This window comes from Streptomyces sp. APSN-46.1 (genome assembly GCF_022815725.1).
Lineage (GTDB): Bacteria > Actinomycetota > Actinomycetes > Streptomycetales > Streptomycetaceae > Streptomyces.
Genome location: NZ_JALGRF010000014.1, coordinates 118022 through 131435 on the forward strand (window position 1 = coordinate 118022; position 13414 = coordinate 131435).

Annotated in this window: 10 protein-coding genes; 7 read left to right on the forward strand and 3 right to left on the reverse strand. The window is 69.6% G+C overall.

The features are described from left to right. Window positions 1–18 precede the first annotated feature (18 nt). Together MTF65_RS27345 and MTF65_RS27350 are read right to left on the reverse strand one after the other, a co-directional pair. Window positions 19–1968, reverse strand: coding sequence for an AAA family ATPase (locus MTF65_RS27345; protein ID WP_243631641.1), 1950 nt, complete (start codon window positions 1966–1968; stop codon window positions 19–21). Window positions 1969–2343: 375 nt separating this feature from the next. Beyond that, window positions 2344–3012: a uridine kinase gene (locus MTF65_RS27350; protein WP_243631642.1), complete on the reverse strand. Its 669-nt coding sequence runs from the start codon at window positions 3010–3012 to the stop codon at window positions 2344–2346. A gap of 149 nt (window positions 3013–3161) precedes the next feature. Here MTF65_RS27350 and MTF65_RS27355 point away from each other — a divergent pair, with 149 nt between their 5' ends. The 6 genes from MTF65_RS27355 (at window position 3162) to MTF65_RS27380 (ending at window position 11869) form a co-directional block, all read left to right on the forward strand. After that, on the forward strand, window positions 3162–4595 hold the full coding sequence (locus MTF65_RS27355) for a peptidase C39 family protein (protein ID WP_243631643.1): 1434 nt from the start codon (window positions 3162–3164) through the stop codon (window positions 4593–4595). Window positions 4596–4689: 94 nt separating this feature from the next. Further along, the gene (locus MTF65_RS27360) at window positions 4690–5115 is read left to right on the forward strand and encodes an SPW repeat protein (RefSeq protein ID WP_243631644.1); all 426 of its coding nucleotides are present in this window, start codon (window positions 4690–4692) and stop codon (window positions 5113–5115) included. 153 nt (window positions 5116–5268) lie between these two features. Further along, window positions 5269–5997 carry a TetR/AcrR family transcriptional regulator gene (locus tag MTF65_RS27365; RefSeq protein ID WP_243631645.1) on the forward strand — a complete coding sequence of 243 codons (729 nt, stop codon included), beginning with the start codon at window positions 5269–5271 and terminating at the stop codon, window positions 5995–5997. 156 nt (window positions 5998–6153) lie between these two features. Further along, on the forward strand, window positions 6154–7326 hold the full coding sequence (locus tag MTF65_RS27370) for an acyl-CoA dehydrogenase family protein (RefSeq protein WP_243631646.1): 1173 nt from the start codon (window positions 6154–6156) through the stop codon (window positions 7324–7326). Window positions 7327–7615: 289 nt separating this feature from the next. Beyond that, window positions 7616–9220, forward strand: coding sequence for an FAD-dependent oxidoreductase (locus tag MTF65_RS27375; protein ID WP_243631647.1), 1605 nt, complete (start codon window positions 7616–7618; stop codon window positions 9218–9220). 150 nt (window positions 9221–9370) lie between these two features. Then, window positions 9371–11869, forward strand: coding sequence for a DUF6185 family protein (locus tag MTF65_RS27380; RefSeq protein ID WP_243631648.1), 2499 nt, complete (start codon window positions 9371–9373; stop codon window positions 11867–11869). Between the two features lie 10 nt (window positions 11870–11879). On the opposite strand, the gene MTF65_RS27385 is transcribed toward MTF65_RS27380, so the two are convergent. Beyond that, entirely contained in the window at window positions 11880–12107 is a 228-nt protein-coding gene (locus tag MTF65_RS27385) for a hypothetical protein (RefSeq protein ID WP_243631649.1), read from the reverse strand. Window positions 12108–12268: 161 nt separating this feature from the next. On the opposite strand from MTF65_RS27385, the gene MTF65_RS27390 reads away from it, so the two are divergent. Further along, entirely contained in the window at window positions 12269–13402 is a 1134-nt protein-coding gene (locus tag MTF65_RS27390) for a hypothetical protein (protein ID WP_243631650.1), read from the forward strand. The last annotated feature ends 12 nt before the right edge of the window (window positions 13403–13414 follow it).

Here is a 13414-nt window from a genome sequence, read left to right on the forward strand (position 1 = left end):
GCGCAGCGGGCCGGCAGGCTACGGCGGCGCCCCCGCGTCCGGCCGGTCCTGCGGCCCACGGCCCGACAGGACCTCCCCGTACGCCTGCATCAGGTCCGCCAGCCGCAGCGTCGCCAGGTCGTCCCGCGACGGATCCCCCGCGAACCCGGCCAGCCTGAGATCCCGGTACGCGCAGCTCTTCTCGTACAGCGTCCGCAGGAACCGGCCGTTGCCGAGCTCGTCGATCCAGCCCTGCTCGACGACGTGCCCGCTGATGCTGCGCAGCTCGTCCAGGGCCTCCTCGTCCCAGCGGTCCCCGTTCGCGTCCGCGAGCACGCCGCCGATCGCGGTCAGCTCCAGCGGCCGGTAGCTCGGGAAGTCCACCCGGGTGGTGAAGCGCGAGGACAGCCCCGGATTGGCGGCCAGCAGCCGGTCCATCCCGGCCGGGTAGCCCGCCAGGATCACCACCAGGTGGTCCCGGTTGTCCTCCGCCCGCTTCAGCAGCACCTGCAGGGCCTCGTCGCCGTACGCGTCGCCCTTGCTGTAGCCGGAGTTGGAGAGGCTGTACGCCTCGTCCACGAACAGCACCCCGCCGATCGCCGAATCGATCAGCTCATTGGCCTTCACGGCGGTCTGCCCGAGGAACTCCCCGACCAAGTCCGCGCGTTGGGCCTCCACCAGATGGTCCCCGCCGAGCAGCCCGAGCGCGTAGAAGACCCGCCCCAGGATCCGCGCCACCGTGGTCTTGCCCGTGCCGGAGGGCCCGGAGAACACGAAGTGGCGTTTCGGCGGCTGCACCGGCAGCCCCTGTCCGGCGCGCAGCCGGGCCATGTGCAGCTGCGCGGACAGCGCCTTCACCTGACGCTTGACGGGCTCCAGGCCCACCATCCGCTCCAGCTCCGCGAGCGCCTCGGCGAGGGCGTCCGGATCGGCCGGGCCCGCCGGCAGCCCCGGCGGGAAGGCCTGCGGCGGTACGGACGCCTTCCGCCGTACGCCCTCCAGCCGGTCCGCGCCGGTCGGCGGCGCGAAGCGCTGGTCGAGCGGGTCCGGACCCGACAGGGGGTCGCCGTCCAGCTGGCCGTCCGCCGCGACGTCCTGGGCGGGACCGCCGCCCCCGCCGCCGCCCAGCGCCACCGCCGCGAAGTCCCCGGCGAGCGGGGACAGGCCATGACCGGCGAGCCCCTCGGCGGAGTGCCCGCCGAAACCCGCGTAGCCCTCGAAGTCGTCGCTGTCGGCGATCGCCGTCAGCCGCGCCGCCGTGTCCATGAACGCCGGATCCACCCGGTGCACGGCCCGGTACAGCGGAAGCGCCGCCGCACTGCGCCCGGTGCCCTCATGGGCCCGGGCCAGCCAGTACCGCAGTTCCTTGCGCTGCGGCTGCTCGCTGCGGCAGCGCATCAGCGCCGTCGACAGCAGCGGCTCCGCCTGCCCGTACATCTCCAGCCGGACCCGGGCCATCCCGCCGAACAGGCCCGCCTCGATGCCGAGCAGCGGATCGTCCACCAGCGTTTCGGTGTGCCGGACCAGCTGCTCCCAGTCCTTGACCAGGTAGGCCCGGCAGGCGTGCAGGAACCGCACCTGCGGATCGGCGTCCACGGGCGGCAGGGCGGCCAGCGCCTGGTCCAGCTCCGGCACGTGGCGGCCGTCCAGCCAGTGCGAGGCGTGGGCCAGCAGCAGGTCCCGCCGGCTCTCCAACACCGGCTGCACCCACCAGCCGAGCCAGTACCAGGAGTTCAGCGTGCGCCGGTGGCGGGCCCGCTGTTCCCCGAACCGGTCCCGGTGGGCGTACATGCGCAATAAGGCGTTGGTGGTGTCCACCCGGAGCGCGTGCAGGCCCAGCCATGCGTCGGCCATCGCGGGATCGAGCCGTACGGCCGCCCGGAACTCCTCCTCGGCCTGCGGATAGGCGCCCATGGTGCAGGCGTCGACCCCGCGCAGCCAGGCGAGTTCGGCCGGGGCGTGTGTGCTGCCCGGAGTGCCGAAGTTCATCACGTCCCCCACAAGCCTGCCCCCGTGGTGCGCGGCAACCCCCGCGTCGCGCCCGCGAGTTGTTTCCTGCGCCGATGAAATCAGGGCTGCATCGTACCTGCGGTTACGCACCTTACGTAGGGTGCGGTGGTCGCGGTCGATCGGCCCGCCGAGGGCGGACGGTGACGCTGGGTGAAGATCCGGGGGGACCGACGCGTGTGGCAGTGGTGCCGAGGCGGGGTGAGGACAGAAGGAAGCCCCCGATCACGGGGGAACAATCGGGGGCTTCGCATCCGCTGCGGCCCTTGCGGACCGTGCATTGAGAACGTAAGGCTGTTGCGGGCCCCGGGTCAAGCGGGTCGGAGCAGGCCCGCGCGAGCGAACGGCCGAGCCGGTTCAGGCCTGGGGGAGCCCGTCACCCTCGGTGACGGAAGCGGAGGTTCCAGCCGTCGCACCCGCCCCGGAAGACCACTCGTATCCCGTACCGCTCTGGCGTACCAGCGTGTCGGCGAAGGGGCGCGAAGGGTCGTCCGAGAAGTGCGCGCGCTCCGCGCGCTCCCATCCGTCCCAGAAGTCGGAAAGTTCCCGCCCGTCCCGGTTTCGCCCACGCCCCCAGGACTTCGCGCGCGGCGTCTCCATCCACAGCAGCCGCGCCAGATACGGGCGCAGCGCCCGCCGCCCGGCTCCGACTCCCTCGACGAGCAGCACCGGCGCCGGCTCCAGCAGCCGCTCCGGACCGAAGCGGCGCTCCACCCAGTCGTACGGGGCCCAGCGCGCGGGCCGCCCGGCGGCGAGCGGCTCCAGCACCTGCGCGCGCAGCCGCTCCTGCCAGCCGAACAGCTCCTCATGGGTGGCCACGTCGTCGAGGTGCAGCACCGGCACCCCCGTCAGCAGGACGTCCCCGAGCGCCTCGGCCAGCCGTTCCGCGAACGTGCTCTTGCCGGAACCGGCGTGCCCGTCGATGCCGATCAGCCGGACGGGGCCGAGCGAGGGGGGCAGGGCGGCGATCTCGCGCGCCAGCCGCTCCAGAGACCGGCGAGGCTCAAGGGACTGCTGTGACTCCACCCGGCCAGCCTAGGGGGTGCCCGGTGGATCAGGGCCGGATAGGCGGCAGCGTCACCCCGACGCGGGCCCGTGGCTTCGGCGTCCGGCCGCCGGGAACTGAAAGGGTGGAGCAGCCGATCCACCGCACCGACCCCAGGGGGGCCAAGCCGATGACCGCAGCCACACCACGCCGGGCCCTGCTGGCCGTCGCACTCGCGGCCGCCACCGCGGCCACCGTTCCCGGCGGCAGGGCCTCGGCGGCCGGTGTCCCCGCCGCCACCGCCGCCCCCGACGCCGTGCCCGCAGTGCCCGCTGTGTCCGCCGAGCCCGCACCGGTACCGCCCGCCGCCGCCTCCGGTGCGACGGTGGACAACCGGTTCTGGTTCGCGCACCACCACTGGCAGGCCGGAACCCACGACGGCACCACCGCCTCCGGCGGCCCGCGCCCCGGCCTCGCGATCGGGACCCCGGCCGGCCGCACCGAGTACCAGGACCCGCACACCGGAAAGAAGAGCACCTGGGAGTACGCCGCCTGGACCTCGCCGGTGCACCGCTCCGCCGTGCCCGGCACCGAGGCCATCGCCTCCTGGAACGCCCGCACCCCGGCCGGCACCTGGATCCGGATCGAGCTGCGCGGCACCTACACCGACGGCACCGCCAGCCCCTGGTACGTGATGGGCCGCTGGGCCGCCGGAGACGAGGACATCCGCCGCACCTCCGTGAACGGCCAGTCCGACGGCAGGACCACCGTCTGGACCGACACGCTGGCCGTGGACAACCCCGCGAGCGGCCTCCGGATCAAGGACTGGCAGCTGCGCCTGACGCTCTACCGCAGGCCCGGCACCAACGGCGGTGCCAACGACGGCCCGGTGGTCTGGCTGGCCGGAGCCATGCTCTCCGACGTCCCGGACCGGTTCACCGTCCCCGCCTCCACGCCGTCCGGCCGCGCGGTGGAGCTCAACGTCCCGCGCTACTCGCAGGAGACCCACAAGGGCCAGTACCCCCAGTACGACAACGGCGGCGAGGCCTGGTGCAGCCCCACCTCCTCCCAGATGATCATCGAGTACTGGGGCGGGAAGCCCGACGGGAAGGCCCTGGCCTGGGTCGACCCCGCGTACCGGGACCCGCAGGTCTGCCACGCGGCCCGCTCCACTTACGACGCCGCCTACAAGGGCTGCGGCAACTGGCCCTTCAACGCCGCCTACGCCGCCACCTACCCCGGCCTGGCGGGCGTCGTCACCCGGCTCGGCTCACTCCGCGACCTGGAGACCCTGGTCCAGGCCGGCATCCCGGCCATCACCTCCCAGTCCTTCCGCCGCGAGGAGCTCACCGGCGCGGGCTACGGCACGGCCGGGCACCTGATGACCGTCATCGGCTTCACCGAGGCGGGCGACGTGATCGCCAACGACCCCAACTCGGCCGACAACCCCGCCGTACGCCGCGTCTACAAGCGCGCGGAGTGGGAGACCGTCTGGCTGCGCACCAAGCGCCTGGGCACCTCCGGCAAGGTCGTCTCGGGCAGCGGGGGCATCTGCTACCTCTACGCCCCGGCCCGCCCGAGCCTCACCCAGATCGGCGCGCTGAAGGCGGTCGGCGTGCTGTGAGGAGTGGGCCGAACCGGCGTTGACCGCACGGCATGCCGGATGGAATATGGGGCATAAGGGGCATATAAAGGTTCCTATGTGGAGGCGGCCCACCATGACCACTCACAGCATCGAGACCCACCCCGACCTCGCCGAAATGAGGTCGAGGTTCGAGCGGGTCACCATCACCCCCGCCGCGCAGGCCGTAGAGGCATTGGCTCTGATCACGGGCCTGTACCTGGCGGCCTCTCCGTGGATCGCGGGGTTCAGCGGCCTCAGCTCGCTGGCCATCAACAACCTGATCGCCGGCCTGGCGTACTGCGTGTGCATGAGCGGACTCGGCTCCGCGTACGAACGCACCCACGCGATGGCCTGGACGGCGGTCGGCCTCGGAGCCTGGACGATCGTGGCTCCGTGGGTCATCGCCGGCAACGTCGACACGACCCGTACGGTGGTCAGCAACGTCATCACCGGCGGTGTCGCCCTGCTGCTCGCCCTGGCCATGGCGGCCATGGCGGGCCGCGAAAGCCGCTCTCGCTGACACCGAGCGCGCCGGGCCCCGACCGCGAGACGGCCGGGGCCCGGCGGCGTGACGCGCGACGCGAGTGAGCATCGTCATCTACCGCGAAAGAGCTCGGTCCGCAGGTCTGCCATACTTCCGCCATCCTGTGGCAGTTCGAGGCTAGGGCCGAATTTGAATCATAGTCAACAGCGCGGTACGACCGGGCGTTCGCAGGTTCGCAGGGCCGAACTCATAGCGATCGGGCGGAAGCTGTTCGCCGACACCTCGTACGACGCGCTCTCCATGGACGACATCGCCAAGCAGGCCGGCGTCGCCAAGGGGCTGATCTACTACTACTTCAAGAGCAAGCGCGGCTACTACCTCGCCATCGTCGAGGACTCGGTCGCCGATCTCGTCGCCCGCGCCGGCGGGGACGCGGAGCTCCCCAACGCCGAGCGGGTCCGCCGCACCATCGATGGGTATCTCCAGTACGCCGAGCATCACCAGGCCGCGTACCGCACCATCGTCACCGGCGGCGTCGGCTGCGACGCCGAGGTCCTCGCCATCCGGGACGCCGTCCGCGAGGAGCTCCTCGCCACCATCGCCGAAGGCGCGTACGGGCGGCGCGTGATCCCGCCGGTCGCCCGGCTCGCGCTCGTGGGCTGGCTCTCCGCGGTCGAGGGCGTGACCCTGGAATGGATCGGAGCCCTCGCCGCCGCCGACGACGCGGAAGAAGCGGAAGAAGAGGAAGGGGCGGAGCGGCAGCCCGACCGGGGCCTGCTGGGGGCGCTGCTGGTACGCCAGCTGCGGACGACGCTGACGGTCATCGGGGAATTCGTACCGGAGTGTCCGCCTCCGCCCCTTGTCGCCCTTGTCGAAGAGCCATTCGATCAGCTCGGTGATCTTGCCCCGGTGACGTGAGGCCCCTGATCGGGCATACTCAAGCCGCCGCAGCCGCTGGTCAGCCCCTTTCGTGATCCGAAAGGGCAGCATCGGCTGTGACAGTACCGAGACCCGGCGTCGCGTCCCACACCTGACGCGCCGCCGCCGTGCCCGATCAGGGAGGAGAGCGCCGCCATGACCGACCGCGCCCCGCAGCCGGTGGACCGTCAGCTGCCCACCGAGGAGTCCCGGGACCTCCTCGCCCTCGTACGTGAGATCGCCCAGCGGGAAATCCGCCCCCGGGCCGCCGAGGAGGAGGACGCAGGACGCTTCCCCCGGGAGATCTTCACGCTGCTCTCGGAGGCCGGTCTGCTCGGCCTCCCGTACGCCGGGGAATTCGGCGGCGGTGAGCAGCCGTACGAGGTCTACCTCCAGGTCCTGGAGGAACTCGCGGCGGCCCGTCTGACCGTCGGGCTCGGCGTCAGCGTGCACTCGCTGTCCTGCCACGGCCTGGCCGGCTACGGCAGCAAGGAGCAGCAGGCCGCCCACCTGCCCGCGATGCTCGGCGGCGGCCTGCTCGGCGCGTACTGCCTGTCCGAGCCGGCCTCCGGCTCCGACGCGGCCTCGCTGACCACCAAGGCGGTGCGCGAGGGTGACGAATGGGTCATCACCGGCACCAAGGCCTGGATCACCCACGGCGGCGTCGCCGACTTCTACACCGTCCTGGCCCGCACCGGCGCGCAGGGTCCCAAGGGCATCACGGCCTTCCTGGTCCCCGGCGACGCGGAGGGGCTGTCGGCGGCCGTCCCCGAGAAGAAGATGGGCATGAAGGGCTCGCCCACCGCCCAGCTGCACTTCGACGGCGTCCGCGTCCCGGACTCGCGCCGCATCGGAGAGGAGGGCCAGGGCTTCACCATCGCCCTGGCCGCGCTGGACGCGGGCCGCCTCGGCATCGCGGCCTGCGCCGTCGGTGTCGCCCAGGCGGCACTGGACGAGGCGGTGACCTACGCGCTGGACCGCAAGCAGTTCGGCCACCCCATCGCGGACTTCCAGGGCCTGCGCTTCATGCTGGCCGACATGGCCACCAAGATCGAGGCGGGCCGCGCGCTGTACCTCGCGGCGGCGCGGCTGCGGGACGCGGGCAAGCCGTTCTCCCGGCAGGCGGCGATGGCGAAGCTGTTCTGCACCGACGCGGCGATGGCCGTCACCACGGACGCCGTCCAGATCCTCGGCGGCTACGGCTACACCGCGGACTTCCCGGTGGAGCGGCTGATGCGGGAGGCGAAGGTGCTCCAGATCGTGGAGGGCACCAACCAGATCCAGCGCATGGTCATCGCCCGCCACCTGGCCGGCCCGGAGACGCGCTGACCGAACCGGTCGCTCCGGAGATGAGCCCGGCCCCGACCGACTACGTCAACGCGGCGTGGACCGGGCTCACTCGGTCGGCTTCCGGATGCGCTCGGAAGGGTGACGTGCTGATGGGTCATCGGCATATGCCTCGCCCCTCGATAACTCTCTGTGATATCCCATCACCGTACGTAACTGGTGGGCGTCTGTGGAGGACAGATCGATGGAGCAGCCGGACGAGGGCACGTCACGCAGGAAGTTCCTGGGCATGGCAGGAGGTGCCGCCGCTTCGGCGTCACTGTTCCAAGTCATGACCGGAGCCGCACCGGCCTGGGCCGACACCGGGGGCCTGCCGAGGCCGAAGTCCGGGAGGCGGGGGCGCGTCGGCAAGAGCGTGGCCATTCTCGGTGCCGGCCCCGCGGGTCTGACGGCCGCGCTCAAGTTCACGCAGGCCGGGTATCAGGTGACCGTCCTGGAGGCATTGGACCGCGTGGGCGGCCGTACGCTCACCGCGCGCCCCGGCGACAAGGTCACCGAGGTCTGGCAGGACGGCTCGGTCCGCACCCAGACCTGCCGGTTCGATCAGGGCCTCTACCTGAATCTCGGCGCCGGCCGCATCCCCCATCACCACCAGCGGGTACTGAACCTGTGCCGCAAGCTCAGGGTTCCGCTGGAGCCGTACATCCACACGACCACGGCCAACCTCTACCAGACCGGCAGGGCATGGCAGGGAGCACCCCGTCCCAACCGGCACATCGCCAACGACACCCGCGGCTACGTCGCCGAGATCGCCGCGGCGGCGGTGCAGAAGGGAACCCAGGCCGGCGACGGGCTGAATCCCGTGCAGCGCGAGCAGTTCCTCCGGCTCCTGGTCGAATTCGGCAAGCTCGACCCGGCCACCCGCACGTACTTCGGTTCCACGCGGTCCGGTCTGGCCAAGCCGATCGACGTCCGGCAGATGGAGGAGCCGATCAATCCGCTGCTGCTCAAGGACCTGCTGACGAGTGAGTTCTGGAGAAACCGCTTCTACCAGGACAGCGATCTGCACTGGCAGAGCACAATGTTCCAGCCCGTCGGCGGTATGGACACGATCTGGCGCCTGGCCGCGGCGGCACTGCCGGCCGGCACGATCAAGTTCAACGCGCCGGTCTCCAGCGTCCAACTGGACGGCGAGGGCGTGCTGGTCGGCTGGACCGACCGGGGCGGCTCCAGCCATGTCGACCGGTACGACTACTGCTTGAGCAACATCCCGGCATCGGTGCTGCGCGAGAAGGTCGCCCTGCGGAACTTTCCCGGCGACTTCGTCACAGCCGTCAAGAACACTCCGTTCGCACCTTCGTGCAAGGTCGGCTGGCAGGCCAATCAGCGGTTCTGGGAATCGGAGCGGTACCAGATCTACGGTGGCATCAGCTGGGTCGACCACGAGATCAACCAGATCTGGTACCCGTCCAACGACTACCTCGCACCGGCCAACAAGGGCACCTTGACCGGCGCCTACGCCTCCTACGCCGACGGGACCACCCTCGGCGACCGCCCCCACGGGGAGCGGCTGAGCGTGGCCCGCGCGGCGGCCGCGAAGCTGCACTTCGAGTTCGCCAGCAACACCATCGTGCCGGACGAGTTGGGCATGTCGATCGCCTGGAACAAGATTCCCTATCAGCTCGGAGCCTGGGCCGACTGGCGGCCGGACAACCCCGACCACAAGAAGTGGTACTCGACGCTTCTCTACCCGCAGGGCCAGGGCAACTTCTTCGTCATCGGTGATCAGATCTCCGCCGTGCCCGGCTGGCAGGAGGGCGCCCTGATGTCCGCCGAGTGGGCATACGGCTGGATCGTCGAGGGCCGCCGAGCCGCCCCCGCGCCCGTTCACCAGGTGCCGAACTCGAAGGAGCTGACCACCGGCAGCGCGTTCTGACCCGCCGCCGGACACCCCCTGGGGCGGTCAGGCCGCTGCTCGTAGTGGTCTGCCGCCCCAGCCGGGCCGCTCGGCTGTCAGGGTGGACCTGAGCAGGCTCTGCCGTGCTGCCTTGAGCAGCGGGGGATCGATAAGGAGGATGCTGGGGCGGTGATCCGTCTCAGACGCTCCACGCTGCTCTTGCTGCACGCGCTTCTGTCGGCTCTCTTCGCCGCGCTGACGGGGATGGGCATCGCGCACGCGGCCGAGGCCCCTCAGGCCGACCCCTGCCGGCCCGATCAGCTCAGCGGAGCAAAGGTCACCGCATCGGCGAAATTCGACCACCGCGGCCGGGATTCCAGCAAGCTCACCAGCACGATGGAAATCAAGATTCCAGCTACGTGGGGGCGTGCCTCCGACCTGCTCCTGGACACGCACTCACGCCACTACCGCTTCGCGCTGCGCTGCCTGCTGGGAAAGGTCTCCGTAGACACATTCTATGACGATGAGTGGCGCTTGAAGCCGCTGACGGTGAACGCCGACGGAAAATGGATCACCGTTCACTACGAGGCTGTCGACTGGGTGCAGGTGCTCGGCACGTATCTCGTCGGGCCCTGGCAGCTGGAGGCGGGAAAGAGCGAGTGGAAAATCCAGTTGACGCCTCCCCGGAATCTGGCCGGCGCGACGTGGGATGACGTGCATGTCCGACTCGGCGGCCCTGGGGCTTTGTCAGCCGCCCCTCCGCCGACTTTCGGCGAAGAGGGCACCGTACTGAGATGGCAGCACAGGAAGCCCAGTGGTGTTTTCAAGATCGATTTCCGCCCGCCTGCACCGCAGCATTGGGCTGCCATTACCGTATCGCGCGGACAGTTCTGGGAAAATCTGGGTTCCTATAGTGCGTCGGGCGTGTTCTGGTACATCGCCACGAGCACCCTTCTGTTCATTTCTGTCAGGCGGATTCGGGGAGGTCTGGGGGAGAATCTGGGACCGAAGGAGGAAGAGTCGCTCAAGGTGATGAAATCGTGGGCGATCTTGCAGGTCATTCTCGGTCTGGTCGTCTACATGGGCGATAACGTCTATGATTTCCTGAATCACCGACTGTCGTGGAAGCGTGATTATACGCCAGCGGTCCTTCTGTTTTCCCTGATGCTCCTCGGGATCGTTCTCTGTTTCTTTGGAAAGGTAGGGAAACGTCTGCTCATCATCGTGTGCACGCTGACCTTCTGCCTGGCAGCCTCTTATTTCGTGGTCGAACTTTCCGAATCACCCCTGCTGCCCAACAGTGACACGCAAATTTCCTCTCCCGGTGCCTTGATTGCCGTACTCGCCTACTTTGTGGTCATTTTCGTGTGCTGCCTCGGAGTCGTTTCGGCTGGACAGCGGGTCCTGCTCATGGGGGACAGGGTCTTACCGCAATGGGTGACGGTGTCCGTGTCCTTCGTGGTATCGGCATCAACTCTCCTCTGGTCCTACCTCGCCTTTGAGCGCGACTGGGAGCGCACGAGCTGGCTCGCAGGCCCTGAGTGGCCGGAATACGGGATGCAATGGGCAGCCTCTTACGACGACTGGTGGTGGTCGTGGTTCGCCGTCAATACGCTTGAGGCAGTGTTGACCGGCGCCTCATTCTTGACCTCGATGGCCCTCGTGGGGGTGCTCCGCGTCTGCCGGGTCGAACGGCGCGAGGATGACTCATTTACCCCCAACCAGGCGGAGAAGTTCCTGCTCGTGGTCCTCTTCGCTGTTGCCGTCGTGCCCGGCTACGGCTGGTATTTCGGGTTCTCGGGTTACATTCTCACTTTGGTTCTCGGCCTTGTTGCGGCCTGGAGTGTCCTGGCCTTCGGGTACTCCAAGTCCGTACTGGAGCAGCCGTCTGCGGACAATGATCCACTCGGGAAGGTCATCTCGCGGACCGATCGATCGGACGTGCTGCGCCTGGCGCGCCACTTTCGAGAGCTCCAGTCCCAGCTCCAGCACCTCAGTGCGGGAAGCTCTTCCGATCGCACCCTGGCGCAGGAGTCAATCGAGCGTGAAATCGATCGGATGGACCGGTGCCTGCCGGCAGGGGTCCGGCCTGTTGATCTGCCGTTCGCGTGCGGCCCTATGGCCACATGGTGGGGCAACGCTTGCAGGAGCGCACTCATCGCCTGTTTCATCGGTCTCCCAGCCACCGCACTGATGTATTGGACTGAAACAGTTCACGGTGAATCATGGGTCTTTATCACATATAATGCCTCCGGCTTCCTCTCGATTATCCTTGATATTCTCTTCTGGCATGTCACCTGGGTGGCTGGAGGGTTCTTCCTGGGAGCGCTGTGGCGTGATCTACCCGGTCGTCACGGGCCAACCAAGGCGTTCTGCGTCGCGATCGCGTTCGCCATCCCGGTCGCGGTCCATCGGGTCATCGTTGAGACCATCGGACAGGGTGCGCAAGGCACGACCAGTGCCATTGCTGCCTTCGTTTCGGTGATGACATTCACCGGCTTCGTCATGGATGTACAGACATTCCAGAGCGAACGCCGTTATTGGCCGACCAACGCCAGCCTCGTCATGTACGTCTACCAGATGCGCCTCGCCTCGGTGGCGTTCTTCCTGGCGCAGCTCCTTGCGCTCGCCACGATCTGGAGAACGATTCGCGAGGGAGGCCCGACGGCACCTCCCCCGTCCCGATAGCTCGGCCCGGTCACCCCTCGAAGAGCGGGCCCGTCGGCCAGATGGGGGCCGTCGTGACCCGGGACCACTCCGGGTCGCGGCGTCCCGGCAGGGTGCGCCCGTCGGTGGCCCAGCGGGCCAGCAGCGCGCGGTAGATCGGCGGGTCGGGCTGCCGCTGCTGAACCGATTCTTCGTAACCGTGCGGCGTCGGGCGCCGGCGCCGTCCCGTTCTTGGCGCGGGGGTGTCGAGTGCGGTCATACCGCACCAACGCGCCGCGCGACCCGCGGGTAACCCCACCCGCCCTCCGGGGATCCGTTCGAGATGTCCCCGTCCCGGCACGACTGTGGTCGCGGCCAGCGTATCTGACGTACCGTCATATCTGCCCAGCCGTCCGCCACCGCGCCCCCAGGAGGTTTGCCATGCCCGCGGACCGCCCCATAGCCCTCGACGAGTACCCCATCCACCAGGCCCCCCTGTCGATGAAGCACGTCGTCAGCGGCGACCGGAACGCCTACGACCGCTGCATCTTCCACGTCTTCGACCACGCCGGCCGGGCCGTCCTCATCCTCGGCCTCGGCGTCTACCCCAACGCCGGGGTCATCGACGCCTACGCCACCCTCCGGATCGGTGACGAACTCCTCGCCGTCCGCGCCTCCGACGCCCTCGCGGACGACCGCATGAACCTGTCCGTCGGCCCGCTCCGCGTCATCGTCGACACCCCGCTGAGGCGGATCACCCTCCAGTGCGACGCCGACCCCGCCGACCCCGACGGGCTCTCGTACGACCTCACCTGGACCGCCGAGTTCCCGGCCGTCTGGGAGCCCCACCACGTCCAGCGCCGCGGCGACCGCCTCATGCTCGAAGGCCGCCGCTTCGTCCAGGCCGGCAACGTCACCGGCACCATCCGGGCCAAGGGCGAGGAGCACACCCTCACCCCGCACGAGTGGACCGGCACCCGCGACCGCAGCTGGGGCGTGCGCCCCATCCCCGGCGAGGACGGCGGGCGGGCCGCCGAGGAGTACCGGCCCGAGGGATTCCACTGGCTCTGGATCCCCGTCCGCTTCGAGGACCGCTTCCTCATGGTCATCGCCCAGGAGGACGCCGACGGCCACCGCACCCTCAACGAGGCCGTCCAGGTCTTCCCCGAGGGCAGCGGCCGAGGCGACGTCCAGCTCGGCTGGCCCCACACCGAGATCCGCTACCTCCCCGGCACCCGCCACCCCGAGAGCGCCGTCGTCCACCTCGCCGACCCGTCCCGCAAGCCCCTCGAACTCGGCGTGGAGATCCTGGCCTCCTCCCCGCTCGCCGTCGGCGCCGGCTACCCGCCCGCCGCCGACTGGCAACACGGCACCTGGCAGGGCCGCGGCTGGACCGACCGCCGTGTCTACGACCTCTCCGACGCGGCCGCCCACCCCATGGCCGCCTTCGGAGTCACCGACCACTCGGCCCGCTTCACCCTCGACGGCCGCATCGGCCACGGCATCTTCGAGCACGGCAGCTTCGGCCGCCACGACCCCAGTGGCTTCGCCGACTACAGCTCCGTCGCCCGATGACTCCCGCCGCGA